The 26,866-nt window shown below is 67.9% G+C and carries 26 protein-coding genes; 20 read left to right on the top strand and 6 right to left on the bottom strand.

What is annotated here, in order from left to right; genetic code table 11:
- Window positions 1-171 precede the first annotated feature (171 nt).
- The 4 genes from QM624_RS14945 to serC all read right to left on the bottom strand — a co-directional run bounded on the left by QM624_RS14945 (window position 172) and on the right by serC (window position 3,880).
- The gene (locus QM624_RS14945; protein WP_415093187.1) at window positions 172-789 is read right to left on the bottom strand and encodes a hypothetical protein; all 618 of its coding nucleotides are present in this window, start codon (window positions 787-789) and stop codon (window positions 172-174) included.
- 96 nt (window positions 790-885) lie between these two features.
- Window positions 886-1,425, bottom strand: coding sequence for a ferritin (locus QM624_RS14940; RefSeq protein WP_415093185.1), 540 nt, complete (start codon window positions 1,423-1,425; stop codon window positions 886-888).
- Between the two features lie 190 nt (window positions 1,426-1,615).
- Complete coding sequence (locus tag QM624_RS14935) at window positions 1,616-2,785, bottom strand: phosphoglycerate dehydrogenase (RefSeq protein ID WP_415093183.1); 1,170 nt, start codon at window positions 2,783-2,785, stop codon at window positions 1,616-1,618.
- Between the two features lie 15 nt (window positions 2,786-2,800).
- Window positions 2,801-3,880 (bottom strand): 3-phosphoserine/phosphohydroxythreonine transaminase, encoded by a 1,080-nt coding sequence (gene serC, locus QM624_RS14930; RefSeq protein ID WP_415093181.1) that lies wholly within the window; start codon window positions 3,878-3,880, stop codon window positions 2,801-2,803.
- Between the two features lie 99 nt (window positions 3,881-3,979).
- On the opposite strand from serC, the gene QM624_RS14925 reads away from it, so the two are divergent.
- The 4 genes from QM624_RS14925 to QM624_RS14910 all read left to right on the top strand — a co-directional run bounded on the left by QM624_RS14925 (window position 3,980) and on the right by QM624_RS14910 (window position 6,675).
- On the top strand, window positions 3,980-4,444 hold the full coding sequence (locus QM624_RS14925; protein ID WP_415093179.1) for a hypothetical protein: 465 nt from the start codon (window positions 3,980-3,982) through the stop codon (window positions 4,442-4,444).
- 1 nt (window position 4,445) lies between these two features.
- Entirely contained in the window at window positions 4,446-4,853 is a 408-nt protein-coding gene (locus QM624_RS14920; protein ID WP_415093177.1) for a hypothetical protein, read from the top strand.
- 75 nt (window positions 4,854-4,928) lie between these two features.
- Window positions 4,929-5,159, top strand: a complete 231-nt coding sequence (locus QM624_RS14915; protein WP_415093175.1) for a hypothetical protein — start codon at window positions 4,929-4,931, stop codon at window positions 5,157-5,159.
- A 7-nt stretch (window positions 5,160-5,166) separates the two neighbouring features.
- Window positions 5,167-6,675 (top strand): DUF4240 domain-containing protein, encoded by a 1,509-nt coding sequence (locus QM624_RS14910; RefSeq protein WP_415093173.1) that lies wholly within the window; start codon window positions 5,167-5,169, stop codon window positions 6,673-6,675.
- Window positions 6,676-6,778: 103 nt separating this feature from the next.
- On the opposite strand, the gene QM624_RS14905 is transcribed toward QM624_RS14910, so the two are convergent.
- Entirely contained in the window at window positions 6,779-7,408 is a 630-nt protein-coding gene (locus QM624_RS14905) for a TIGR03085 family metal-binding protein (protein WP_415093171.1), read from the bottom strand.
- Between the two features lie 96 nt (window positions 7,409-7,504).
- Between QM624_RS14905 and hisI the strand changes: the two genes are divergently transcribed.
- The 14 genes from hisI to lgt all read left to right on the top strand — a co-directional run bounded on the left by hisI (window position 7,505) and on the right by lgt (window position 19,342).
- Window positions 7,505-7,855 carry a phosphoribosyl-AMP cyclohydrolase gene (gene hisI / locus QM624_RS14900; RefSeq protein ID WP_298133729.1) on the top strand — a complete coding sequence of 117 codons (351 nt, stop codon included), beginning with the start codon at window positions 7,505-7,507 and terminating at the stop codon, window positions 7,853-7,855.
- Entirely contained in the window at window positions 7,852-9,363 is a 1,512-nt protein-coding gene (locus tag QM624_RS14895; protein WP_415093169.1) for an anthranilate synthase component I, read from the top strand. The genes hisI and QM624_RS14895 overlap by 4 nt, the downstream gene beginning before the upstream one ends.
- 3 nt (window positions 9,364-9,366) lie before the next feature.
- Window positions 9,367-9,888: a hypothetical protein gene (locus QM624_RS14890; RefSeq protein ID WP_415093167.1), complete on the top strand. Its 522-nt coding sequence runs from the start codon at window positions 9,367-9,369 to the stop codon at window positions 9,886-9,888.
- Between the two features lie 34 nt (window positions 9,889-9,922).
- On the top strand, window positions 9,923-10,129 hold the full coding sequence (locus tag QM624_RS14885; protein ID WP_415093165.1) for an HGxxPAAW family protein: 207 nt from the start codon (window positions 9,923-9,925) through the stop codon (window positions 10,127-10,129).
- A gap of 2 nt (window positions 10,130-10,131) precedes the next feature.
- Complete coding sequence (gene trpC / locus QM624_RS14880; RefSeq protein ID WP_415093163.1) at window positions 10,132-10,914, top strand: indole-3-glycerol phosphate synthase TrpC; 783 nt, start codon at window positions 10,132-10,134, stop codon at window positions 10,912-10,914.
- A gap of 243 nt (window positions 10,915-11,157) precedes the next feature.
- A complete protein-coding gene (locus tag QM624_RS14875; RefSeq protein WP_415093161.1) occupies window positions 11,158-11,715 on the top strand; it encodes an RNA polymerase sigma factor in 558 nt (185 codons plus the stop codon).
- A gap of 10 nt (window positions 11,716-11,725) precedes the next feature.
- Window positions 11,726-12,760 (top strand): CU044_5270 family protein, encoded by a 1,035-nt coding sequence (locus QM624_RS14870; protein WP_415093159.1) that lies wholly within the window; start codon window positions 11,726-11,728, stop codon window positions 12,758-12,760.
- 31 nt (window positions 12,761-12,791) lie between these two features.
- The gene (locus QM624_RS14865; protein WP_415093157.1) at window positions 12,792-13,226 is read left to right on the top strand and encodes a VOC family protein; all 435 of its coding nucleotides are present in this window, start codon (window positions 12,792-12,794) and stop codon (window positions 13,224-13,226) included.
- A gap of 92 nt (window positions 13,227-13,318) precedes the next feature.
- Complete coding sequence (locus QM624_RS14860) at window positions 13,319-13,810, top strand: hypothetical protein (RefSeq protein WP_415093155.1); 492 nt, start codon at window positions 13,319-13,321, stop codon at window positions 13,808-13,810.
- Window positions 13,811-13,993: 183 nt separating this feature from the next.
- Complete coding sequence (trpB, locus tag QM624_RS14855) at window positions 13,994-15,235, top strand: tryptophan synthase subunit beta (RefSeq protein WP_415093153.1); 1,242 nt, start codon at window positions 13,994-13,996, stop codon at window positions 15,233-15,235.
- The gene (gene trpA, locus QM624_RS14850) at window positions 15,232-16,053 is read left to right on the top strand and encodes a tryptophan synthase subunit alpha (RefSeq protein ID WP_415093151.1); all 822 of its coding nucleotides are present in this window, start codon (window positions 15,232-15,234) and stop codon (window positions 16,051-16,053) included. The genes trpB and trpA overlap by 4 nt, the downstream gene beginning before the upstream one ends.
- Window positions 16,050-16,682 carry an SCO family protein gene (locus QM624_RS14845; RefSeq protein ID WP_415093149.1) on the top strand — a complete coding sequence of 211 codons (633 nt, stop codon included), beginning with the start codon at window positions 16,050-16,052 and terminating at the stop codon, window positions 16,680-16,682. Before trpA ends, QM624_RS14845 begins: the two co-directional genes overlap by 4 nt.
- Before the next feature lie 140 nt (window positions 16,683-16,822).
- Window positions 16,823-18,304, top strand: a complete 1,482-nt coding sequence (locus tag QM624_RS14840; RefSeq protein ID WP_415093147.1) for a glycosyltransferase family 39 protein — start codon at window positions 16,823-16,825, stop codon at window positions 18,302-18,304.
- Between the two features lie 87 nt (window positions 18,305-18,391).
- Complete coding sequence (gene lgt / locus QM624_RS14835; protein WP_415093145.1) at window positions 18,392-19,342, top strand: prolipoprotein diacylglyceryl transferase; 951 nt, start codon at window positions 18,392-18,394, stop codon at window positions 19,340-19,342.
- A gap of 77 nt (window positions 19,343-19,419) precedes the next feature.
- Here the strand turns inward: lgt and QM624_RS14830 are convergent, their stop codons facing one another.
- Window positions 19,420-20,457 (bottom strand): hypothetical protein, encoded by a 1,038-nt coding sequence (locus tag QM624_RS14830; protein WP_415093143.1) that lies wholly within the window; start codon window positions 20,455-20,457, stop codon window positions 19,420-19,422.
- A gap of 293 nt (window positions 20,458-20,750) precedes the next feature.
- On the opposite strand from QM624_RS14830, the gene gltB reads away from it, so the two are divergent.
- On the top strand, window positions 20,751-25,271 hold the full coding sequence (gene gltB, locus QM624_RS14825; RefSeq protein WP_415093141.1) for a glutamate synthase large subunit: 4,521 nt from the start codon (window positions 20,751-20,753) through the stop codon (window positions 25,269-25,271).
- Window positions 25,264-26,736, top strand: coding sequence for a glutamate synthase subunit beta (locus tag QM624_RS14820; RefSeq protein WP_415093139.1), 1,473 nt, complete (start codon window positions 25,264-25,266; stop codon window positions 26,734-26,736). Before gltB ends, QM624_RS14820 begins: the two co-directional genes overlap by 8 nt.
- Window positions 26,737-26,866: the final 130 nt, after the last annotated feature.

Below are 26,866 nucleotides of genomic sequence, written 5' to 3'. Positions count from 1 at the left end.
AGGGTGACGGAGACTCGGCTGGTTGCGGTGCTGGGGTGCATCCGGCCAGCGTTGTGAGCGCGACGGCCATCAGGACGGCGACCCGAGCCAACCAAGGCGACTGGGGGTGATTCATGCCCAGAGTGTAGATATGCCGATGGGCACCGGATCGGACGGCATCGGCGGGCGGGCTCACCAGACGGGTTCGGCGCGGCGGCGGCGCTGCCAGGAGGAGTAGCTGCTGCGCCCCCGGACCCAGTAGCTGGCATGTGCCCAGGCGGAGTCTTCGTCGATCGAGAACGGGGAGCAGCGGACGGCGCGCTGGGCGCGCATGCCGATCAACCGCTCGATCAGGTCATCGGTCTTCAGGCGTTCGCGGAGTTGGTCGAGCAACTCGCCTTCTTCGCGCCCGCCGGAAGCCAGCAGTGCGTAGGCGACGGTGACCACCTGGTCGTCGGAGAGGCCGTCCAATCCGGTTCGGATGACCTCTTGATGGATGATCGGTGCGGGAGGCGGGCTGAGCAGCATCTCAGCACGCCAGTCGTAGCCGGGATCGGCGAGCGCGCTACGCAGCGTGGGCAGCACCTGGTCGAACAGGCAGTCCCGCTGCGCCAGCGGCAGCAGGCGCCGCAACCGGGTGGAGACGCCGTTGCTGGAGCGACCGAGCCGGCTGGCCAGGGCGGGCAAGTCCAAGCCCTCACGGATGCCGTCCACCAATGACTCGTAGTCGGACGGCTGCCAGGTCAGGCCGGAGCGGTTGGCCGGCTCGGTTCGGTCGGGATGGCTGAACAGCGGCGTGACGGACTCCATGGCGGCACCTTTCGGATCGAGTGCCGCCAGGATGTCGGTTCAGTGTTGCCAGGACTGTTGTCCGTCGCGTCCCGGGTGTTGTCGGAGTTGAGCGGTTTACAGCGCGCCGCCGGCAGCCTCGGGCGCTGAGCTGTCATGGCCCGAATCGCCGACCGCCTCGCGAGCGAGGAACTCCTCCAGGTGGAACCAGTTGTCGCCGGCGCGCTCAGCGACCGCCAGCAGGGTCGACATCGACGAGACCTCTTCGACCTGCTCCTTGAGGAACCACAGCATGAACTGCTCGCCCAACGCGTCGTCCTCGGCTCTGGCGGCACGGAACAGGGCTTCGATTTGGCCGGTCACCTCTTTCTCCTGGCTCAACGCGAGAGCGATCGGGGCGGTCACCGAATCGAAGTCGGTCTGCGGGTCGTCCAGGCCCTTGATCACCGGATTCACATCGCGGTCGAGCAGGTACTGCACCAGCATCATCGCGTGATTGCGCTCCTCGACGGACTGGCGGTAGAAGTGCGCCGCCAGTTGGGGCAGATCCTTGGCGTCGAACCAGACCGCCACCGCGATGTACTGCTGGCTGGCGGAGAACTCGTTGCGGACCTGGGCCTGGAGCAGGCCCATGAAGGTGGAATCGGTCGCATTCATGCGTCCACGCTACGCGCGATCTACGCCTCCGCAAGGCAGGAGAGCCTTGCCTAACGACCCGCCCATCCCCGCTGATCGAGCTTGTCGACCCCCGCTGATCGAGCTTGTCGAGATCCTTCTGAGGGTCTCGACAAGCTCGACCAACGGGTGTGTCAGTGAGGGGTCTCGACAAGCTCGACCAACATAAGGCTCAGAGCAGCCGGGCCGACAGCACCCCTTCGATGTTCCGGATGCGGTCCACCAGGGACTCCGGAATCGCGCCCTCGACGTCCACCAGGGTGTAGGCCAGATCGCCACGCGACTTGTTGAGCAGGTCGGAGATGTTCAGCTGGGCGTCGGCCAGCATGGTGGAGATCTGACCCACCATGTTCGGCACGTTGCTGTTGGCGATCGCCAGCCGCCGGGTACCCTCGCCGCGAGGCAGCCGGGCGTCCGGGAAGTTCACCGAGTTCTGAATGGTGCCGTCCTCGAGGTACCAGCGCAGCTCGTCGGCGGCCATCCGAGCGCAGTTCTCCTCCGCCTCGTTGGTCGAGGCGCCGAGGTGCGGCAGGGTGACCACCCGCGGCCGCTTGTTCAGCGTCGGGGTGGGGAAGTCGCACACGTAGCCGCGGATCTGGTTGGCTTCCAACGCGGCCAGCAGGCTCGGCTCGTCCACGATCGGACCGCGGGCGAAGTTGAGCAGCACCGCGGAGGTCTTCATCGCGGCGAACTGCTCAGCGCCGATCAGGCCCTTGGTGCCGGCCACCAGCGGGACGTGCAGGGTGACGATGTCCGAGCGCCGCAACAGGTCGTCGAGCGAGGTGACGTGCTCGACCTCGGACGACAACGCCCAGGCGTGCTGCACGGTGATGCCCGGGTCGTAGCCGAGCACATGCATGCCCAGCGAGATCGCCACGTTGGCCACCTCGACGCCGACGGCGCCGAGACCGATCACGCCGAGCACTCGTCCGGGCAGCTCGAAGCCGACGTAGTTCTTCTTGCCGGCCTCGACCAGCTTGTCCATGGTGGCGTGGTCACCTTCGAGCCGGTGGGCGAAGGCGGCGGCGTCCACGATGTTGCGGGCGGCCAGGAACAACCCGGCCACCACAAGCTCCTTCACCGCGTTGGCGTTGGCGCCGGGGGTGTTGAACACCGGGATTCCGTGCTTGGAGTATTCGGCGATCGGAATGTTGTTGGTGCCGGCACCGGCCCGTGCGACGGCGAGCACGGAGGGGTCGATCGGCTGGTTGTGCAGGCTCGCCGACCGCAGCAGCAGGGCGTCCGGCTGGGTGATGTCGTGACCGACCAGGTAGCGGTCGCCGGGCAGCCGCGACAGGCCCGCCTGGCTGATTGCGTTCAGGGTACGAATGCGAAAAGGCATGGTGATCTGTGAGCGTCAGCCGTTGGCGCGCTCGAACTCCTTCATGAAGTCGACGAGTGCCAGGACACCCTCCAGGGGCATGGCGTTGTAGATGCTAGCCCGCATACCACCGACGCTTCGGTGGCCGGCCAGGTTCGTGAGACCGGCCTGCGCTGCTTGGGCGACAAAGGTCTTCTCCAGTTCGGGCTTGGCGACCAGGAACGGCACGTTCATCCACGACCGGCTGTCGGGCTGGACGGGGTTGCTGTAGAAGTCGGAGCCGTCGATGAAGCCGTACAGCGCGTCGGCCTTCGCCTTGTTGCGCTCAGACATCGCGGGCAGCCCGCCCTGGGCCTGCACCCACTCGTAGACCAGGCCGAGCAGGTACCAGCCGAAGGTCGGCGGGGTGTTCAGCATCGAGCCGTTGGCGGCCATCTTGGCGTAGTTCCACACCGACGGTGTGCTGGGCCGGGCACGCTCCAGCAGGTCGTCACGGACGATCACCACGCACATGCCGGACGGCCCCATGTTCTTCTGGGCGCCGGCATAGATCAGGCCGAACTTCGACACGTCGATCGGGCGGGACAGGATCGTCGAGCTCAGGTCGGCGACCAGCGGGACGCCGCCGGCGTCCGGGATGTAGCCGAACTCGACGCCGCGGATGGTTTCGTTCGGCGTGTAGTGCAGGTAGGCGGCGTCACCGTTCACCTGGAAGGAGCCCTCGGCCGGCACCCGGATGTAGTTGTCCGGCTTCTCGTCGGCGATCACCCGCGCTGTGACGTACTTGTTGGCCTCGGCAATCGCCTTGGCCGACCAGTCGCCGGTGTTCAGGTAGTCGGCGGCATCGCCGTCCGCCGCGAGGTTCAGCGGGACGGCGGCGAACTGTCCCATCGCGCCGCCCTGCAGGAACAGCACCTTGTAGTTGTCCGGAATGCCCATGACGGCGCGCAGGGTGGCTTCAGCGTGCTCGGCGCAGGCAATGAACTCCTTGCTGCGGTGCGACACCTCCATCACCGACATCCCGGAACCGTCCCAGTCGAGCAACTCGTCCTTGGCCCGCTGCAGAACGGGCTCGGGAAGCATGGCGGGGCCGGCAGAGAAGTTGTAGACGCGCATGAGTCGATTCTTTCAGCGTTGCGCGTTGGGCTTCGCCAGTCCGCCGTTTTCGGTCAGGCCGGGACGGGTGGCCGTCGGCGACCCTGGCACACTGGGCCGGTGCCCACCCGGTCGAATCCCGTCACACGTCCCGACGCATCCGCGGGCGTCCGCGCGAGCGCGCCGTCCGGCCCGCGATGGCTACGGATCGCTCTGGTCGTTGCGCTGGTGTTGGCGCTCATCGCCCACCTGTACGGGTTGTACACACCGGGTGAGCCGGGTGCCTCGGAATGGTTCCCAAACTCCGACAAGGTGCTGCACTTCTTCGGCTTCGCCGCGCCCACCCTGCTGGCCATGCTGGTGATTCGGCATTGGTGGCCGGCCGTGGTGTTCGCGGCCCACGCGGTGATCAGCGAACTCGTCCAAGCCTGGCTGTTGCCGGGTCGCGACGGTGACATCTGGGACGTGGCCGCCGACGTGTCCGGCGTAGTGGTGGCGACCGCGGCATGGCTTGCCTTGGTCCTGCGCCGGCCTCCGGATGGCACGAGGAAATTAGCTCGGTCAAGTGGCGCCTCGGAGCGTTGAAATGAGCCGCCAAATCGTTGGATTTGCGGCCGCAGGGATGTGTGTTGGTCTGACCATGTTGGCGGGCTGTTCCTTGACCGGAGAAGGACGCGAGCGAGGCTGTGATGGTCAGGAGAAGACGGCGCTCCTGCAGGGGGCGGATGAGTTAGCGCGACGAGTTCCCGGAGTTGTATTGACTGGATATGTCGGCTGTGACAGCGGCGATAGCGCCTATGTCGAGTGGACCCACCCATCCTTCGCAAAGCTCAAGCAGGAAGTCTTGGCGCTGGATTGCACGCATGTTCCTGAGGCGACCTCAGATCAAACTGGTGGGCTGGACTGTCTGTGGGCCGGTCAGTTGTTCGGCGTTCGCTACTCCGAAATGTCCGACAAGGCGGTGCGGGGAAGTGTCGACCTTGGCTCCGAGTAGGCCGGACGGGCTTGCGCAGAGCGGTCTCGGGAATGTCACCGCACTCCGTCAACCGGTGGCGCGTACCCTGACCTGGTGGTCCGGAACTGGTGGCCGGCCCTGGTGTTCGCCGCCCACGCGGTGATCAGCGAACTCGTGCGGGCCTGGCTGTTGCCGGGTCGCGACGGTGACATCTGGGACGTGTCCGGTGTCGTGATGGAGATCGCGGTATGGCTTGCCTGCGTCGGCCTTCGGATAGCCCGAGGAAGTAATTCCTCATCCATCCAGGTCCGAACTCTGAAGTCACGCCAGGTGTCCGGGAAGTAGGCTTTCAATGGGTGAATACGACGGTCTGTTCTTCGAGATCCCCGAGATGCGCGGGAGGCAGATCGATGGAGTATGGCATCGGTTCAGGAAATTCAATACAATTCGTCGTCGTTTGGAACAGTCCCGCGATCGCCTGGATGTCGATTTTGAAGGCTTTGTCGCTTCCGCGGCTACTGCTCCGGGAACTGTGTATCGGTTTGAGATTCAGTTCTCGTGGGGCGAGAAACCCTGGCGCATTCGTCGGCACGCTGTCGGTGGGAGTATCGTCTGCGAGCTACGTGTCTATGTTCCGCTGGATGTGCATTTGATCGCAGATGACGACGCTTTGGATTTGGCGTTGAGGCGCTGGCTTTGTGTGGCGATCGATGAGACTATTCCAGAATTGAGTGCACATTGCTGCTTCCAAGGCCCAGTGCCGATCGTGCCGCTGCTTGCGCTCTCGTGTATACCGCGGTCCGGCGCAGGCGATCGATGGCATCGAAACCGCGACGTCGATGCATATGCTAAGGCCGCCCGCGTGCTGTGTGAACTCGCGGCACCTGTGCTGCTTGAACGACGGATAGCCGATTCCTGGCCAGTGCTTGAACTAATTCCCGGAAATAAGGTCAGCGAGGTATCGCCCTGCGAGCAGGGGCGGGCCTATTTGGTCTCATGTAAAGGCGCGAGCACCTTGGACAATGCTGATCTTGCCGCTCGGGTTGCCGCCGATTTTGTGTCCGCACTAGAGATCCGAGCGGGCGAGGGTCAATCCGACCTGCGGGAGCTCGGAAGGGCTTTGAGCCGGCATTGGAAAGCGGAGGGCTATCAATTGTCGTTCCAGACGGCTGTCGTTCGTCGTCAGGGGCACCATCGGTGGCTTCGTCTTGACTATCGAGGAAGTGTGAGGGGTGGCACCATGCGGGCTGTTGTTAGAGGTGGTGGGCGCGTATCCCTCGGCCACTGGCAGGCAGTGAAAGGGGGCGCTGAAGCGTTTGCTCAATTTGAGCCAGGCGTCGAGTACTCCTGGCTGGCCGATGGTCGGATCCAACTGTCGTCACCGGCACTGCGCCCGCCACTTCAAATCTATGCGGCAGATCTAGCCGCTATTGATCCACTCGAGGCTCTCCCCGATGTTCGTAGTGTCGCAGATTGCTGGAGGATGGTAGATGCCGCGCGCAGTGTTGTGGATGTTGAGTCGATGGAGGATCTGTGTCGAACCCTAGTGGCGCATGTCGCGACTTTTCGGGAATCGTCGATGCTGGTGTTCGGCGCTTGGTGGACGGAACTCAATCGGGCGCTATCTGAGCCAGCGATCTGGGATGCGGCCAATGCGCGCTTGGGCTTCGTTTCAGATGATGTATTTGAGGATGTTCGAGGATGGATTATCCTGCAGGGTGAGCGAACCTATCGAGACGTCAGGGAGGATCCGGGCGTGGTTCGGGGACTTGATATGGAGGGCCTGGATCGCGTGGAGAGTCTTACTGGGGATCTCCGAGAAGTATATGAGATGGTTGTCGGCGAGCCGCTCCAAGATTGATCCTGACGTCACTACACAGCACGCCTGTAGGTGCAGAGAACAACGAACACCAGTGCAGAATTCGAAGGTTGTCGGCTAGTTCACCCACTACGTGCGCCATGCTTCAGCGGCGCGCTTCCTCGACAGCCGATTCCAACCCGACGTAGCGGACGTCGGCCGCGGCCCGGCGTCCGAACGCGTAGAGCAGCAGTTCGCTCGGTTCGCCGATCACGGTGACCACGCGATTGCCGGAACCTGCCCGGACGACGCGCTCGGGGCGTCCGGACCATTCCAGGGCGAGCGCGACCGGGGGACGGCGCAGCATCAGCTTGCCAACGCGGGTCAGTTGTGACCATGCCCAGGACTGAAACTCCTCGTCACGGGCCGGTTCGGGCAGGTCGTTAGCGCGCCGGACGTCCATGCCGTGGATCAGGAACTCGGTCGAGTTGGCGACCGCGTCCATGGCCGGAATCGCGAACAGCGATCCGCGCGGCGGACCTTGGCGCAGCTTCTCGACGACTTGGGCGTAGTCGCTGCTCTTCAACTCGGCCACCCGTGCCTCATAGCGGTCGGCGAATGCCGGAATGACGGCACCGATGGCGTTGGAGACTTCACCGTCGCGGATGATCAGGTGGGCGAGCAGATCGTTGGCCGCCCAGCCCTCGCACAGGGTGGGGGCGGTTGGCCCCACCGCCAGCAGGGCGTCGCAGGTGTGGGCTCGTTCGACCCGGGCTCGCTCGTTCACGGCTGGCATTCGCTCAGACTAGTGCGTGTCTACGTGGGTGCTGCGCGGCCCTGCGCGGCTTGGGCCCCAGGGCGGATCATCCGCAGGCCCTGACACAATGAGCCGGTGAGTCTCGACCCTGCCGTCGCCGCACGGCTCAAGCGGAATGCCGACCAACTGGTGCCCGCCGTCGTCCAGGACGCCACCTCCCGCGAGGTGCTGATGCTGGCCTGGATGGACGACGAAGCGCTGGCCCGCACCCTGGCCACCCGACGCGGCACCTACTGGTCGCGCAGCCGCAATGAGTACTGGGTGAAGGGCGAGACCTCGGGCAACACCCAGCACGTCCGGCAGGTGTCGCTGGACTGCGACGGCGACACCCTACTGGTGCTCGTCGACCAGACCGGCCCCGCCTGCCACACCGGCACCCGGACCTGCTTCACCGACCGCACCCTGTTGAGCGAGGAGGGCCGATGACCGACCTGCCCGTCACCCCCGACCTGGACGAGTTTCTGGAGTTGGCCCGTGAACGCCGGGTCATTTCGGTCTACACCCGGCTGCTCGCCGACGACCTGACCGCGGTCGGGCTGTACCACCGGCTGTGCGGCGATCGCGATCACACCTTCCTGCTCGAGTCGGCCGACAACGGCATGTGGTCGCGCTGGTCGTTCGTCGGCGTCCATTCGGTGGCCACGCTGACCGAGTCCGGCGGCGAGGCGCACTGGACCGGACGCCCCCTCGAAGGACTGCCGACCGGCGGCGATCCGCTGCAGGTGCTCGCCGAGACCCTGCAGATCCTGCACACGCCGGCCGACGAGAACCTGCCGCCGCTGACGTCCGGCATGGTCGGCTATCTGGCCTATGACGTCGTCCGGCGCCTCGAGGTGCTGCCCGACGGCAACCCCGACGACCTCGAATTGCCCGAGTTGGTGATGATGATGGTCAGCGACATGGCCATCCTCGACCACCACACCGGCGAGGTGTGGCTGCTGGCGAACGCGTTCAACTTCGACGATTCGGCCGAGCGGGCAGACGCCGCCTGGGCCGACGCCCGCGACCGGGTGCTGGCGATGGCGGCGCAGCTGTCGGAGCCGTTGACCCCTGCGGTCGCGGTGGTCGACCCGGACGCGTCCGCTCCGGAGATCCGGCGGCAGCGGACTCCGGAGGAGTACGAGGCGGCGGTACTGGCAGCCGTCGAGGAGATCAAGGCCGGTGAGGCCTTCCAGATCGTGCCCAGTCAGCGATTCGACATCGACACCGACGCCGATGCGCTCGACGTCTACCGCATCCTGCGCCGCACCAACCCCAGCCCGTACCTGTATCTGCTGCGGTTGCCGGGCCTGGCCGTGGTGGGCTCCAGCCCCGAGGCGCTGGTCACCGTCAGCAACGGACGCGCCGAAACGCACCCGATCGCCGGCTCCCGGCCCCGGGGCAGTTCGGCGACCGAGGACGCCGCGATGGAGGCCGAACTGCTGGCCGACCCGAAGGAGCGCGCCGAGCATCTGATGCTGGTCGACCTGGGCCGCAACGATCTGGGCCGGGTGTGCCGTCCGGGATCGGTCGAGGTGGTCGAGTTCATGAAGGTGCGGCGCTACAGCCACATCATGCATCTCGAAGCCGCCGTGGTCGGCGAGCTGTCGCCGGGCCGCAGCGCGCTCGATGTGACGCTGTCCTGTTTCCCGGCAGGCACCCTGTCCGGGGCACCGAAGGTGCGGGCGATGGAGATCATCGACGAGCTGGAGGTGTCGCGGCGCGGCCTGTACGGCGGCGGCGTCGGCTATTTCGACTTCGCCGGCAACTCAGATGTGGCGATCGCCATCCGGACGGCGGTGCTGGCCGGCGGGGTGGCCCACGTCCAGGCCGGCGCGGGCATCGTCGCCGACTCGATTCCACGCAACGAGGAGCTCGAGGTGCGCAACAAGGCGGCGGCCGTGATCAGAGCCATCGAGGGCGCGCATCGACTGCGCCGGCTCGACCGGGACTGACATATGCGCAGATGGGCGAACGTCGTCCTGTGGCTCGGCTGCGCTGCCGCGCTACTAGGCACCACCCAGCCGTGGTGGTCGGCGGGGGAGCGGACGTCGGTCAGCGGGACCCAGGCCACCTCGGGTGCCGCGCTGGCCGTGATCCTCGCCGCTGCCGCCGGTGCGTTCCTGGGTAACTGGCTGCGGCCGGTGGCGCGGCGGATCGTGCTGGGCATCGTCGCGTTGCTGGCGGTCGGTGGGGTGATGGTGGCGGTCAACGCCGTCGTGCCGACGCTGCCGGGCAGCACGCTGGGCGATGCCTTCACCCTGGTGGCGACGCCGTGGCGCTGGGTCTACCTCGCCGGCTGTGTGCTCGCGGCGGCCGGTGCGGTCCTGCTGCAGTTCGCCGGACGTCCGGCGGCACGGGTCAAAGCGACGCCCGACCCGGCACTCGATGCCTGGAAGGCGCTGGACGCCGGAGAGGACCCCACTACGGGTTCCGTGCGTGGCGAGGGTGGCGAAGAGGCGGCGAAGCGGCCAGAATAGGGCGCACCACATCCGAGGGACGCAGGAGAGCACCATGGCCGAAGGCGGCAAGCACTATCACCACGGCCGCACGCCCGCGGCCTGGACCGGCAGCATCATCTCCGGTGTCGGCTTCCTGCTCGGCACCATCGCCTTCCTGATGGGCCCCAACTGGATCTTCGTCTGGGTGTCGGTGGCGGTCATCCTCGCCGGCGCCGTCGTCGGCGGCATCATGAGCAAGATGGGTCTGGGCCAGGCCTGACGATGGGTGTGCTGGACGAGATCGTCGCCGGCGTTCGCGAGGATCTCGACGAACGTCGCGCGCGCCGCAGCCTTGACGAGTTGGCCGCGGTGGTGGCCACCATGAGCGGCACCCGCGACCCGATGCCGGCCTTCCGGGCCGCGCCGTTGGCAGTGATCGCCGAGGTGAAGCGGTCCAGCCCCAGCAAGGGTGCGTTGGCCGACATTCCCGATCCGGCCGCGCTGGCCGCGCAGTACGCCGCGGGTGGAGCGTCCGCGATCTCAGTGCTCACCGAACGGCGCCGGTTCAATGGTTCGCTGGCCGACCTGGAGGCCGTCCGGGCCGCCGTCGACACCCCGCTGCTGCGCAAGGACTTCATCGTCACCGACTACCAGCTGTGGGAGGCGCGTGCCGCCGGTGCTGACCTGGCACTGCTGATCGTGGCGTCGCTGACCGACGACGAGTTGGCCGCGCTGATGGCCACCGCGAAATCGCTGGGCCTGACCGCACTGGTCGAGGTGCACACCCCCGACGAGACCCGCCGGGCAGTCGACGCCGGGGCGTCCCTGATCGGGGTCAACAACCGCAACCTGCAGACCCTTGACGTCGACCTCGCCCAGTTCGAGCGTCTGGTCGGCCTGATCCCCGGCAACGTGGTGAAGGTCGCCGAATCCGGGATCCTGTCGGTCGACGACGTCCGCCGCGTCTCCGACGCCGGTGCCGACGTCATCCTGGTCGGCGAGGCTCTGGTCAAGCACGGCGACCCCCGCACCGCCGTCGCCGACTTCATCGCCGCCGGCTCCTGAATCCCGGGGGACGGTTCCTTCGGTCACCGGGGATGGTTCGGTCACCGGGGACGGTTCTCTTGGTCACCAAGGTCGGTTCCTTTGGTCACTCTCGAACGCCCGGGGACGGTTCTTCCGCATTCGAATTTCGAACGTCGCAGAACCGTCCCCGGACGTGCGAGATTCGCATCTTCGGGGACGGTTCTTTTCGGTCCACCCACAATCAGGCTGTGACGCGGACAGCCTGGGCGGGAACTACAGGGCATGAGACGCATCACCGGAGACCGCGATCGGGCCTGGCTCGAGCAGCTCTTCGACCTGCATAGCCGGCGTTTGAGGGCGTTCGCCACCCGCCGGGTGGGTGAGGACGCTGCCGATGATGTGGTCTCAGTGGTTTTCACCACAGCTTGGCGCCGACGTGATGCGGTCCCGGAACCGGCGCTCGCCTGGTTGTTCCAGACCGCTCGGCACGCCGTCATGCATCACCTCCGCAACACGACGCGCAGAACCGCTCTCCATGCGTCGGTCCGAAACCAGACGCTGCCGGACGCAGCCCCATCCGCCGAGGATGAGGCGCGGGTGCTGGTGGAGGCTGTGCTGGGCGAGCTACCGGCGACCGAGGCCGAGATCCTTCGGCTGACCGTCTGGGACGAACTCACCCCGTCCGAGATCGCCGTGGTGCTCGAGATCACCCCAGGGGCGGCGCGGACCCGACTGATGCGAGCCCGGCGGCGTGCACAGGAGCTGTACCTCACGCAACTGCGCGACACCGTCCCCGATCCCGTTCCCACACCGGCCGAGCAGTGCTCGCCGCGGCACTGAGGAGGAACCGATGACCATGCTGTTCGAAGACAGGCTCCGGGCCGCCGACCCGGCCGCCGAGGTGGGCCCCTACGATGCCGACGCACGTCGTCGACTGCTGGATGCCGCGATGACGGAGGCGATGGATGTCGCGCCACTTCCGCTGCCCCGGCGTCGCCGTGTCCGGATGCTGCTTGCGGCGTGCGCGGCGCTGGTGGCGAGCGGGCTGGGCTACCAGTCGATCACGGCGAGCGTCGGCGCTGCCCAGGCCGCGGATGTGCTCGGCCAGGCGGCGATCCATGCGTCCGATCCACCCGCCAAGCCCGGCCAGTTCTGGGAGATCACCCGCATCGGTACCAACCTGTACGACGGTGGTGATGGCCAGGTCGAACGGACATATCTGGTCAGGACCACTCACATCGACTACGTCGCGGTCGACGGCCGACGGCCAAGCTGGTTCGTGCGACGACCGGCGTCCACCATTCGGCAGGTGTCCGGTCCAACGCAGGATCGCGGGGGCCGCGGCCGTGGCTTCAGTTGGACGACGAACCTCAGCCCGGAGCAGAAACCCGCCTGGTGGAGCGAGCCCTCGCCGTCCTGGTTCGCGAGCCTGCCTCGTGACGTCGACAGGCTGCGCGCCCGGCTGTACGCCGACACCGAGGGCCATGGCAGCAACCACGATGACGAAGCGTTCATCTACATCGCTGACGTGTTGCGTTCGGGTGTGGTGCCCGCCGACCTGCGAGCAACCCTCTACAACGTGCTGAAGACCATTCCGGGCACGACCGTCACCGACCGCCAAGTGAAGCTAGCGGACGGCCGCAGTGGCGTGGCGATCGGGCGCAACGACATCTTCGGTAGCCACAACGAGTTGGTCATCAACCCCGAAACCGGCGACGTCATCGGTGAGCGCAGCTTCATGCGGCTGGTGCCGTTCGTCGGGGAGCAGTTCGAGCTCAGCACGGGCGTGCAGCGCAGGCTCGTGAACGCGATCCCGGCCGACATCCAGCGCACCGCGGATCGACAGACCTGCAAGGTGGTCAACGGTGAGGTCGAGTGCGACTGAGCACGACGTGCGGCAGCGCTATCGTGGCCCGATGGCATCGGTCAGGCAGGTGCAGGTCACCTTCGACTGCGCGGATCCCGAGCGGGTGGGTCGCTTCTGGTGTGAGGTGCTGGGCTACGTTCCGCCTCCGGCGCCGGAGGGATTCGCCAGCTGGGCCGAGTTCGATCGGACGTTGCCGGCTGAGAAGCGGGGCGCCTGGTTCGCCTGCACCGATCCGTCGGGTGCCGGTCCGCGGTTGTTCTTCCAACGGGTTCCCGAGGGCAAGGTCGTGAAGAACCGGCTGCATCTTGACGTGCGGGTCGGCAGCGGGCTCGTCGGGGACGAGCGGGTGGCGGCGCTCGAGGCGGAGTGCGCGCGCTTGGTCGCGCTCGGTGGGAAGCGCCTCTATCTGCTGCCCGCCGATGAGGACGACGAGTCGTGCCTGGTGATGCAGGACGTGGAGGGCAACGAGTTCTGCCTCGATTGACGGAGATCGTCGTGAACCCGGCATCCCGTCGGGCGCGCGGACGTTCCCAGCGCTGACCGTCGTTGGCTGCGGTGGGGGAGAGTGAGGTGGTGGTGAGCACACCCCGGCTGTATCCGATCTCGCGCAGTGGGCCCGGACGGCTGTGGACGATGGCGGCGCCGGAGGGCGACGACCGGCTGGGGGAGCAGATCGCGGCACTGAGCGGAGCGGGTGTCAGCACTCTGGTCAGCCTGCTCGACGAACGTGAGGCCGCCGTCCTCGGTTTGGCGGACGAGGGCGTCCTCGCCGGACGGGCCGGCGTCCGGTTCGTGCAGCTGCCGACGTCCGATTTCGGTGTCCCGAAACGCGACGCTGCACTGACTGTGGCGCGCGAACTTCGCGACGACCTGCTGGCCGGCAAGGGGGTGGCGATCCATTGCCGGGCCGGCATCGGGCGCTCCTCGCTGCTGGCCGCCGTTGTGTTGCGACTCGAGGGCGTCCGACCGGCCGAGGCCTGGGCGACGATCGGCCGCGCCCGCGGCGTCCGGGTGCCTGAAACCCAGGGCCAGCGTGACTTCCTCGACGACCTCGACAGCACGCCGTGAGGACACTGCCCTCTTTTGGCGTGATCGCACCCGTTCAAACAGAGGCGATCACCCCGAACGGGGGCGACGTCAGCTCGGGGGAGGACGCCGCCGGCAGATCAAGGGTCGCCGGTCGAGAGGGTGGCGACCGGACCGGCGCCGGATGCGTAGAGTGGGGCGTCCACACCCATCAAGAACCGAGGATTGATCGTGTCGCTACCCGATGCCGCGGGGCATTACGACATCTTCGGGGGCAAGTACGTCCCCGAGGCGCTGTACGCCGCACTCGCCCAACTGGAGGCTGAGTTCGACAAGGCGATGGGTGACGAGACCTTCTGGCGCGAGTTGGACGATCTGCGCCGCAACTATTCCGGACGCCCCACCCCGCTCACCGAGGCGAAGCGGTTCGCCGAACACTGCGGCAACGCGATCGTGCTGCTCAAGCGCGAAGACCTGAACCACACCGGTTCGCACAAGATCAACAATGTGCTGGGCCAGGCGCTGCTGACCAAGCGGATGGGCAAGACCCGGGTGATCGCCGAGACCGGCGCCGGCCAGCATGGTGTCGCCACCGCAACCGCCGCCGCCCTGCTCGGCCTGGAGTGCCGGGTCTACATGGGCAAGGTCGACACCGACCGGCAAGCGCTCAACGTGGCCCGAATGCAGTTGCTCGGCGCCGAGGTGATCGCCGTCGAATCCGGTAGCCAGACGCTGAAAGACGCGATGAACGACGCAATGCGCGACTGGGTCGCCAGCGTCGACAACACCCACTATCTGATCGGCACGGTGGCCGGCCCGCACCCGTTCCCGAAGATGGTCCGCGAACTGCAGCGGGTGATCTCCACCGAGGCCAAGGCCCAGGTCCTCGAACGGTACGGACGGCTGCCCGACGCGGTCACCGCGTGTGTTGGCGGCGGCTCGAACGCGATGGGCATGTTCGCCGACTTCATCGACGACCCGACCGTCGCGCTGTACGGGTTCGAGGCCGGCGGTGACGGCGTGGAGACCGGACGGCACGCGTCCGCCATCTACGGCGGCTCGGTGGGCGTGCTGCACGGCATGCGCACCTACATTTTGCAGAACGAGGACGGCCAGACCCTGGAGTCGCATTCGATCTCGGCCGGCCTGGACTACCCCGGCGTCGGCCCCGAGCACTCGTGGCTCGCCAAGACCGGACGGGCGACCTACGAGCCGGTGACCGACACCGAGGCCATGGAGGCCTTCAAGCTGCTCACCCAGACCGAGGGGATCATGCCGGCCATCGAGTCCGCGCACGCCCTGGCCGGGACGATCCGGCTGGGCAAGCGGGTCGCCGCCAAGTACCCCGACGCCCAGCCGATCATCGTGGTTTGCGTCTCGGGTCGTGGCGACAAGGACGTGGACACCGCGATCAAGTGGTTCGGACTGGACGGCTCGGCGGACGCCAGCGTGGGAGGGGAACAGTGAGCGCGGGCATCTCCGGGCGGACCTTTCAGGCCGCCGCCGAACAGGGCCGCAAGGCACTGGTCGCCTACTACCCGGTCGGTTTTCCCGACGTCCCCGGCTCACTGGACGTGCTGCGCACCCTGTGCGGCGAGGGCGACCAGCCCGGCGCCGACCTGATCGAGATCGGCCTGCCGTACTCCGATCCGGTGATGGACGGGGTGGTGATCCAGCGGGCCGGCACCCGGGCGCTGGCCCGTGGCGTCCGGACCAAGGACGTCTTCGCCGCCGTCGAGACGGTCGCCAACACCGGCACCACCCCGGTGGTGATGACCTACTGGAACCTGGTCGACCGCTACGGCGTGGACGCCTTCGCCCGCGACCTGGCGGCCGCCGGGGGAGCGGGGCTGATCACCCCCGACCTGGTGCCGGACGAGGCGTCCGACTGGTTCGAGGCGTCCGACGCGCACGGCCTGGACCGGATCTTTCTGGTCTCGCCGTCGTCCACCGACGAGCGCATCGTGGCCACCGCGAACGCCTGCCGGGGCTGGATGTACGCCACCGCCGTGATGGGGGTCACCGGCACCCGGACGGCCTCGTCGTCGGCGGCCCCGGAGCTGGTCGCCCGGATTCGTGCACTCGCCCCCGACACCCTCGTCGGCGTCGGCCTCGGCATCTCCAACGGCGACCAGGCGGCGGACGTCGCGGCCTTCGCCGATGCGGCGATCGTCGGCTCGGCGTTCGTGAAGCTGATGGTGGCCGCCGACGATGCCGGAACCCCCGGCGACTTCGACGGCTTGCGCACCCTGCTCACCGACCTGGTGGCCGGCGTCCGGCGATGAAACGGCTGGCGCGGCTGATCGTCGCAGGCATCGCCGCGGTCGCTCTGGCGGCCTGCGGCGGGCCGGCGGCGGTCGTCCGTCCGGTGGGTAGTCCGACCGCGACGCTGTACGGCGGCGCCGAACTGACCGAGCCGTACACCATGCCGGACGCCACCCTCACCGATTCGACGGGCCAGAAGTTCGGGCTGCGCACCGGCAGCGACAAGCCGGTCGTGGTGGTGTTCTTCGGCTACACGAACTGCCCGGACATCTGCAAGACGACGCTGTCCGACCTGGCCAGCGCCCTGAACCGGGTCAGCCCGGAGACTCGCGGCAAGATCCAGGTGCTGCTGATCACCACCGACCCGGCCCGCGACACCCCCGAGGTGCTGAAGGCCTACCTGGCCCGGTTCGACCCGACCTTCATCGGGCTGACCGGCTCACTGGACGAGATCAAGAAGATCGCCGCCACTATGGGCGTCGTCATCGAGGGCACCACCAAGACCCCGGACGGCGGCTACGAGGTCACCCACTCCACCCAGGTGATCGGTTTCGATCAGGCCCGCAAGGGCCGCCTGGTCTGGACCCAGGGCACTTCGATCGGCACCTACAAGGACGACTTCGACCGGTTCGCCTCCACCCAGGGCTGAACGGGGGCCGTGTTGGTCGGGGCTGTCCGAACCTCGGACATCGGGGGACGGTTCTTCGACGTTCGAATTTCGCATGCGGAAGAACCGTCCCCGGCGTGCGCGAGGGCCCGGGTTGGTGCGGGCGAACTAGAGTCGCGAGGGTGACCGTCGGCCACCCACCCCTGACCACGGACCGATCATCCCCGAGCGCCCTCCGCCCGGAGCGTTTCGGCCCGCCCACCCGGCGTCTCGCGGGGTTCATCGGCCTGCTCGCTTTCGTCCTCAACGCCATCGCCGTCGGTGTGCCGCGGCCTTGGCGGGACGAGGCCGCCACCCACATGGCGAACGAGCGCACCCTGCCCGAGCTGTGGTCGATGCTCGACCGAATCGACGCAGTGCACGGCAGCTACTACCTGCTGATCCGGGTCTGGCAGCATCAGTTCGGCGAATCAATTCTGAGCCTGCGGATGCTCTCGGTGCTGGCCCTCGCGGTCAGTGCCGCTCTGATGACCCTGCTCGGTGCCGAACTGTTCGATCGTGCCACCGCGTTGTGGGCCGGGCTCGGCTACGCGCTGCTGCCGGCACTCACCGGTGCGGCGTCCGAAGCCCGCTCCTACGCGCTCGCCGCGGCGCTGGTCACCGCGGCGATGCTCGCGTTCCGGCTCGCGACACGGCGGCAGGGCTACCTGTGGTGGGTCTGCTACGCGGTACTGGCGGCGGCCAGCATCTACGTGTTCCTCTATGCCGCGCTGGCCTATGTGGTGCTCGCGGTGATGCTGATCTGGTTACCGGCGAGGGCCCGGCTGGTGGCCTGTGTGTCGACCGTGGTAGCCGCCGCGCTGACGGTGCCGCTGCTGCTCAGGGTCAGCGGACAGGCCGCTCAGGTGTCCTGGCTCGAGGACTATCACTACGGCCCGCCACAGATCATCGCGGACGCCTTCTGGGGCCAGGTCGACTGGCTGGCCTGGGTGGGGGTCGGGTTGTCCCTGGTCGCCGTCGGCCACGCCGTCCGGTTGTGGAAGGAGCCCGCGCTGCGGGCACCGGTGGTGTGGGTGCTCGGCTGGCTGGTGCTGCCGAGCGTGATCCTCTGCACCGTGGGCGCCTTCGCCGCCGTCTACCATCCGCGCTATCTGGCCTTCTCGGTGCCGGCGCTCGCCCTGGTGATCGGCCTGCTGCTGAGCCGACTGTCCGGACGGCGGCTGACCGCTGCGCTCGTCGTCTACGCGGTCGCCTGCCTGCCACCGCTGGTGACCTCGCGGCTGCCGGAGGCGAAACCGACCGTGGCGGCCGCCATCGCCGTGCTCGCCGAGAACAGCCGGCCCGGTGACGGGCTGTACATCGTCCGGTACGACCGGCACGCGCTGTCCTGGTCGTTCCCGGACGCGGTCCGACAACTCAACAACGTGGGTGCCGACACCGGTGACGGATGGCGTGCGGAGGAGTTGAAGCAGCCGTCACGACCGGTCCGCAAGATCGCCGACCGGCTGAACTCGGTGCAGCGCGTCTGGATCTTCGCCGACAAGGGCTGGCGACTGCCCGAGACCGAGGCCGCCTTCGCGCGCCTCGGCTTCCACCCCGTCCGGACCCTGACCGTCGATCCCGGCTATCCGGTCACCCTGGTGCTGCTGGAACGCACCGGCTGAGCCGGCTCCCGCCCGCCCGGGTCACCCGCGGCCGGTCCACCCACCGGCCCGCACCGTGGGGTTCCGCCGATGAGGCAGGATGGGCGCGTGCTTTTGTCCATCCCGTCCCCGCCGATCAGCGGCTGGCAGATCGGCCCGTTCTTCCTGCACATCTACGCGCTGTGCCTGATCGCCGGCATGGTCGCTGCCTGGATGATCGGCAACCGGCGCTGGCAGGCTCGCGGCGGCAAGCCCGAGCAGTTCGAGACGATCGTGCTGGTCGCCATCCCGGTGGGCATCGTCGGCGCCCGGATCTACCACGTGCTGACTCACCTGGGCGACTACTTCGCGCCCGGCATCGACCCCTGGAGCGCGCTGCGGATCTGGGAGGGCGGCATCGCCATCTACGGCGCCATCGGCGGCGGCGCGCTCGCCGCCTGGCTGATGTGCCGACGCTACAACGTCCGGTTCAGCTCGTTGGCCGACTCGCTGGCGCCGGGAATCGCGGTCGGTCAGGCCCTCGGCCGGTTCGGCAACTGGTTCAACCAGGAGTTGTACGGTCTGCCCACCGACCTGCCCTGGGGGTTGGAGATCGACCCGGCGCACCGCGTCCCCGGCTTCGAGCAGTACGCCACCTTCCAGCCCACGTTCGCCTACGAATCACTGTGGAACCTGCTGGTTGCTTTCACCCTGATCTGGGCCGATCGGCGTTTCCGTCTCGGCCGCGGCAAGGTGTTCGCCCTCTACATCGCGATGTACGGATTCGGCCGTTTCTTCACCGAAGGCATCCGACTGGACTTCTCCTACGACACCTTCGGCCCGATCCGGTTCAACCAGGCCGTCGCCGCGCTGATCTGCCTGATCGGCGTCTCGCTGCTGATCTGGCTGGTGAAGAACCGTCCCGGACGCGAGGAGTCGGTGTCGCTGGACGCCCCGGCCGGCGGGAATCCGCCGGCGGACGGCACCGAGGCGGCCGCGGAGGATGGGGTTGACGCCGCGGTTGATGAGTCGGACGCCGAGGTGCCGGCTTCGGAGAGCAAGGGCTCTCCGAGCAGCTGAGGATCTGTTGCTGCGGAAGGGTCTCGACAAGCTCGACCAGCGGTCTCCTCCGGCAAGCTCGACCAGCGCCGCTTGCGTCAGCGGCGGATCTGACCCTCCTGGAAGTCGTCGGGGTTCAGTCCGGCGGCCCGGAAGTCGTTGGCGTCCACCGATCCGGACGTGCCCACCCAGCGCCGGTTGCGCTCGTCCATGAAGTAGCGGTCGGCGCCCGCGTCGACCTGGACGTCCTCGCCGGACGCCGTGCGCACCGTCTCCTCCTCGCGCATCATGTTGACCCACGAGTGCTGCGCGTCCAGCCCGGGCGATTCGGTCCCGCCGCCGGCGACGGGCTGATTCAGCCGATCCAGGAAGGCAGCGGTGCTCGCCTCGCCCATCGCGACCCGCTGCTCGTGGATCGCCGTGTTGGCCGCACCTGCCGCGGCGATGTCGCCCATCCGCTGGTTGTGCATGGTCTGGTTGAGGTTGGTCCACATCGCGCTCTGCTGGGCGTTGATCGCCTGCTGGTTCGCGAACAACTGATTCTGCCCGGCCTGCCACTGCTGGCTGGTCCGCTCCGAGTACATGGCCCGGTGCAGCAGCGCCGGGTCGGGCTCGCCGCCGGTGGCGAAGAGGATGCACACGTCGGCCATCCAACTGGGGCCGAACGAGTTCGTCGAAGCGATCGCGAGAGCCTCGACGGCACGTCCCTGATCGGTGAAACCGAACCGTGCCGAGGCGCCTGTGCACCGCACCTGGACTCCGTACTCGACGGCCCGTCGTTGCGTCGCTTCGACCAACTCCGGTTCGGCGTGGACGGGGTCGACGCGGAGCCCGGGCGCCGCGCCGAACCGCTGGCTCAGATACTGCGGCAGGAACACCTCGGCACTGACGTAGCCGGCCAACTGTTGCACGCCCTGCTGGACGAACATGCCCGACCACGGTTCGTAGAAGTCCGGCAGATCCGGATCGTGCAGGCTCAACCGCAGTGAACTGTCGGGGGAGACCGCCCGCACCACCCGTCGCAGCGCTGGTCCGACCCGCAGCAGCCGGACGTCGTGGCTCCAGCCGGCCGGTAGATCGACCGTGAAGGAAGCCTCGTTGGCGTCGGTCACCGACTGCCATTCCAGGGCTGTCATGCAGACAGGGTAGGCGGGTTGTGCGGCGGCGTCGAGGCAGTCGCCGGATGTGACGGTGATGTGAAGATTTGTCGTTCTGATGGTCATTTCAGCCTCGAGGCGACAAACTTGACGGCCAGGCCCGTCGGCGAACGTCAGCGCTTGCTCGTCCAAGATGCAAGCGTCCGTAACCTTGCCGAAACGTTGGCGTCTGTATGCTGCGCAGGCGTGCAGCGTCGACGCCGGGCGGCGGACGTTCTTTTTCGCACCCCGGCTGCGAGCCTGCGCACCCGGAATGATGAGGAGAACGCCGTATGGCCGAAACATCGATGCCCGCGAGACCCGCTCAGGGTCTTTACGACCCATCCTTCGAGCATGACGCCTGTGGCGTCGCCTTCGTTGCCCAGCTCAGCGGCGAGGCCAGCCACGACATCGTGGCCAAGGGCCTGACCGCGCTGGAGAATCTTGATCATCGCGGCGCTACCGGCGCGGACGCGGCCGCGGGCGACGGTGCCGGCATGTTGCTGCAGGTTCCGGACGCCTTCCTGCGCGCCGTCGCAGACTTCGAGCTGCCGGAAGCCGGCAGCTACGCGATGGGCATGGCGTTCCTGCCCACCTCGCCGGTCAAGCGGGCCGGCGCCAAGCGCACCATCGAGTACATCGCCATCGAGGAGGGCCTGGACGTCCTCGGCTGGCGTGCGGTGCCCACCGACGACTCCACGCTGAGCCCGATCTCGCGTGAGGCGATGCCGGTCTTCGAGCAGCTCTTCCTGTCCTCACCCGGCGGTGAGACCGGTATCGACCTCGACCGGCTGGCCTACCCGTTGCGGCAGCGTGCCCGCAACGAGGCCGACATCTACTTCGCCTCGTTGTCCGCCCGGACCACGGTCTACAAGGGCATGCTGACCACCCAGCAGCTGGCCGAGGTGTTCCCCGACCTGACCGACGAGCGGATCGCCTCGGCGCTCGCGCTGGTGCACTCGCGGTTCTCCACCAACACCTTCCCCGCCTGGGAGCTCAGCCATCCGTACCGGCTGATTGCCCACAACGGCGAGATCAACACTGTCAAGGGCAACCGCAACTGGATGCGGGCGCGTGAGGCGCTGCTGGCCAGCGACCTGATCCCGGGCGACCTGGAGCGGCTCTTCCCGATCTGCACCCCGGGCGGCTCCGACTCGGCGTCGTTCGACGAGGTGCTGGAGTTGCTGCATCTGGGCGGGCGCTCGCTGCCGCACGCGGTGATGATGATGATCCCGGAACCCTGGGAGAACAACGCCGAGATGGATCCGGCTCGCCGAGCCTTCTATTCGTTCCACTCCTCGCTGATGGAGCCCTGGGACGGCCCGGCCGCGGTCTGCTTCACCGACGGCTCGCTGATCGGCGCCACGCTGGACCGCAACGGTCTGCGTCCGGGCCGCTACTGGGTGACCGACGACGGCCTGGTGGTCTTCGCCTCGGAGGCCGGTGTGCTCGATCTGCCGCAGGAGTCGGTGATCGCCAAGGGACGCCTGCAGCCCGGCCGGATGCTGCTGGTCGACCTGGCCGAGCACCGGCTGATCGACGACGCCGAGATCAAGTCGTCGCTGGCCGCCGCCCACCCGTACCAGGAATGGCTCGAGCAGGGTCGGGTCGACCTCGAGGACCTGCCCGAGCGCCAGCACGTGGTGCACAGCGCCGCCTCGGTGCTGCGCCGGCAGCAGATGTTCGGCTACACCCACGAGGAGCTGAAGCTGATCCTGGCGCCGATGGCGAACAACGGCGCCGAACCGATCGGCTCGATGGGCACCGACACGCCGCTGGCGGTGCTCAGCAAGCGGCCACGGCTGATCTTCGACTACTTCGCGCAGCTGTTCGCCCAGGTCACCAACCCGCCGCTGGACGCCATCCGCGAAGAGCTGGTCACCTCGCTCAGCTCGACGTTCGGACCCGAGGGCAACCTGCTGGAGCCCGGTCCGGATTCCTGCAAGCAGATCGTGATTGGCTACCCGGTGCTCGACTCCGACCAGCTGGCCAAGCTGGTCCGGATCAACCGCGACGGCACCATGCCCGCTTACGACACCCACGTGGTGCGCGGGCTCTACCCGGTCGAGGAGGGTGCCGAGGGTCTCAAGGCCGCCCTGGACGAGCTCTGCCAGGAGGTCACCAACTCGATCGAACGCGGCTGCCGGACGATCATCCTGTCCGACCGGCATTCCAACGCCGACCTGGCGCCGATCCCGTCGCTGCTGCTCACCGCGGCCGTCCACCACCACTTGGTGCGCGAGAAGAAGCGCAGCCATGTCGGCCTGATCGTCGAGGCCGGCGACGTCCGCGAGGTGCACCACCTGGCGTTGCTGATCGGCTATGGCGCGGCGGCGGTCAACCCGTACCTGGCCTTCGAGTCGGCCGAGGACCTGGCCCGTCGCGAGTGGCTGGTCAAGGTCGACCCCGACAAGGCGGTCGCCAACGTCCGCAAGGCGCTCGGCAAGGGCGTCCTGAAGGTGATGTCGAAGATGGGCGTCTCGACCATCGCCTCCTACACCGGTGCGCAGATCTTCGAGGCGCTCGGGCTCAGCTCCGAGTTCGTCGACAGCTACTTCACCGGCACCCCGAGCCGGGTCGAGGGCATCGGGCTGAACGAGATCGCCCAGGGCATCGCCGCACGGCACGCCCAGGCGTACCCCCGCGACCGGATCACCCTGCCGCACCGCACCCTGAACGTCGGCGGTGAATACCAGTGGCGGCGCGAGGGCGAACCCCACCTGTTCGACCCCGAAACCGTGTTCCGGCTGCAGCACGCCACCCGGTCGAAGCGCTACGACATCTTCAAGGCCTACACCGAGCGGGTGAACGACCAGGCCGAGCGGCTGATGACGCTGCGCGGGCTGCTCGAGTTCGCGTCCGACCGCAAGCCGGTGCCGATCGATCAGGTCGAGCCGGTCAGCGAGATCGTCAAGCGGTTCTCCACCGGCGCCATGTCGTACGGCTCGATCTCGCGCGAGGCGCACGAGAACCTGGCCATCGCGATGAACCGGCTGGGCGCGAAGTCCAACACCGGTGAGGGCGGCGAGGACGTCGACCGGCTCTACGATCCCGAGCGCCGCTCGGCGATCAAGCAGGTGGCGTCCGGACGGTTCGGGGTCACCTCCGACTACCTGACCAACGCCACCGACATCCAGATCAAGATGGCCCAGGGCGCCAAGCCCGGCGAGGGCGGCCAGCTGCCCGGCCAGAAGGTGTACCCGTGGGTGGCCAGCACCCGGCACTCGACCCCGGGTGTCGGCCTGATCAGCCCGCCGCCGCACCACGACATCTACTCGATCGAGGACCTCAAGCAGCTGATCCACGACCTGAAGTGCGCCAACCCGGTCGCCCGGGTGCACGTGAAGCTGGTCGCCGAGGTCGGCGTCGGCACGGTCGCGGCCGGCGTCTCGAAGGCGAAGGCCGACGTGGTGCTGATCTCGGGCCACGACGGCGGCACCGGCGCGGCGCCGCTGACCTCGCTCAAGCACGCCGGCGGACCCTGGGAGCTCGGCCTGGCCGAAACCCAGCAGACCCTGCTGATCAACGGCCTGCGGGACCGGATCGTGGTGCAGGTGGACGGCCAGCTCAAGACCGGCCGCGACGTGGTGATCGGCGCCCTGCTCGGCGCCGAGGAGTTCGGCTTCGCCACCGCACCGCTGGTGGTGTCGGGCTGCATCATGATGCGGGTCTGCCACCTGGACACCTGCCCGGTCGGCGTCGCCACCCAGAACCCGGAGTTGCGGGCGAAGTTCAGCGGCAAGCCGGAGTTCGTGGTCAACTTCTTCGAGTTCATCGCCGAAGAGGTGCGCGAGATCCTCGCCTCGCTGGGCTTCCGCTCCATCGAGGAGGCGGTGGGCCACGTCGAGGTGCTGCAGGCCCGCCGGGCGATCGACCACTGGAAGGCGCAGGGCCTCGACCTGGAGCCGATCCTGCACTGGGTCGACACCGACCAGCCGCTGCACCGGATCACCGTGCAGGACCACGGCCTGGACGCCAAGCTCGACACCAAGCTGATCGAGTTGGCCCAGCCGGCGCTGACCAAGGGTGAACTCGTCCGGGCCGATCTGGCGGTGCGCAACGTGGACCGCACGGTCGGCACCATCCTCGGTCACGAGGTGACCAAGGCGACCCGCGGCAAGGGGCTGCCCGAGAACACCATCGACCTGACCCTGCGCGGCACCGCCGGGCAGAGCTTCGGCGCCTTCCTGCCGGCCGGCGTCACGCTGCGGCTCGTCGGCGACGCCAACGACTACTTCGGCAAGGGACTCTCGGGCGGACGGCTCACCGTGCGGCCCGCCGACGGGGTCGCCTTCGTCGCCGAAGAGCACATCATCGCCGGCAACGTGATCGGCTACGGCGCCACCTCGGGTGAACTGTTCATCCGCGGCCAGGTCGGCGAGCGGTTCTGCGTCCGCAACTCGGGTGCCACCGCCGTCGTCGAAGGCGTCGGCGACCACGGCTGCGAGTACATGACCGGCGGTGAGGCGCTGATCCTGGGCCGCACCGGACGGAACTTCGCGGCCGGCATGTCGGGCGGCGTGGCGTACGTGCTCGACCTGGACCGCGATCGGCTGAACACCGAGATGGTCGACCCGCTCGATCCCACCGATGGTGACGTGACCAGGATCCGGCAGTTGCTGGTGAAGCACGTCGAAGAGACCGGATCGGCGGTGGCTGAACGGCTACTGGCGTTGGACGACCTGGCTACCAGGTTCACCACCGTGATGCCGCGCGACTACGCCCGGGTGGTCGCCGCCCGGGTCGAGGCCGAGCAGGCCGGACTGGACGAAGAGGCAACCACCGCGATGATGATGGAGGCCGCACATGGCTGACCCCCGAGGTTTCATGACCACCCCCCGCGAAGTCGCCGAGCGCCGTCCGGTGGCCGAACGGGTGCACGACTGGAACGAGGTCTACCCGGGTTCGCCCGGCAAGGCCGTCCTGCCGATCATCACCAAGCAGGCCGGACGCTGCATGGACTGCGGCATCCCGTTCTGCCATCAGGGCTGCCCGCTGGGCAACCTGATCCCGGAATGGAACGACCTGGTCTGGCGTGACGACTGGCGCGGCGCGACCGACCGGCTGCACGCCACCAACAACTTTCCCGAGTTCACCGGACGGCTCTGCCCGGCACCGTGTGAGACGGCGTGCGTGGTCGGCATCAACCGCGACCCGGTCACCATCAAGAACGTCGAGGTGGCGATCATCGACCGGGCCTGGAGTGATCGCCGGGTGACCGCGGTCACCCCGGAGTGGCACACCGGCAAGACGGTTGCCGTGATCGGCTCGGGCCCGTCCGGGCTGGCCGCGGCACAGCAGCTCACCCGCGCCGGTCACACGGTGGTCGTCTACGAGCGGGCGGACGCCATCGGCGGCCTGCTGCGCTACGGCATCCCCGAGTTCAAGATGGAGAAGGCCGTCCTGGACCGCCGGCTGCGGCAGATGCGGCTGGAGGGCACGGTGTTCAAGACCGGCCGCCGGATCGGTGGCGAGGGCGAGTTGACCGGTGAGCAGCTGCTCGATCGGTTCGACGCGGTGGTGCTGGCGATCGGCTCGACGGTCGCCCGCGACCTGCCGGTGCCCGGCCGCGAACTGAACGGCATCCATCAGGCGATGGAGTTCCTGCCGCAGGCCAACCGGGTCGCGCTGGGCACCGAGGTGCCCGACCAGATCACCGCGACCGGCAAGCATGTGGTGATCATCGGCGGTGGCGACACCGGTGCCGACTGCCTGGGCACGTCCATCCGTCAGGGTGCGGCGTCGGTGACCCAGCTGGAGATCCTGCCGATGCCGCCGGAGCAGCGGCCGGCGAACCAGCCGTGGCCGACCTACCCGATGATCTTCCGGGTCTCCTCGGCCCACGAGGAGGACGGCGAGCGGGTCTACTCGGTGTCGACCAGCGAGTTCGTCGGCGACGCCGACGGCAACGTGGCGAAGCTGCGACTCTCCGAGGTGGCCTTCAACAACGGCCGGTTCGAGCCGGTGCCGGGCACCGAACGGGAGATCCCGGCCGAGCTGGTGCTGCTGGCAATGGGCTTCGTCGGGCCGGAGAAGGCCGGCCTGGTGGAGCAGTTGGGTGTCGATCTCGATCCACGCGGGAACGTGGCGCGTGACGAGAACTACGCCACCTCGGTGCCCCGGGTCTTCGCCTGCGGCGACGCCGGACGCGGCCAGTCGCTGATCGTCTGGGCGATCGCCGAGGGCCGTTCCTGCGCCAACGGCGTGGACGCCTACCTGCAGGGCAGCTCCCGGCTGCCGAAGCCGATCCTGCCCACCGAGCGACAGCTGATGGTCTGAGGAAGCGCTGATCAAAGCACCTCCCTCGTCATCCCGGGCTTGATCCGGGATCTCTCCCGCCTGAGAGCCCGGGACGACGTGGGTGATCAGCGCTTCTCTCAGCGGCCCACGCGTCCGCCCCGCCTTGACC

Origin of the sequence: Micropruina sp., assembly GCF_047606365.1 — a bacterium.
GTDB lineage: Bacteria > Actinomycetota > Actinomycetes > Propionibacteriales > Propionibacteriaceae > Micropruina.
The sequence above is the reverse complement of the archived record's forward strand: the minus strand, read 5'-3'. Positions and strand labels throughout refer to the sequence as shown.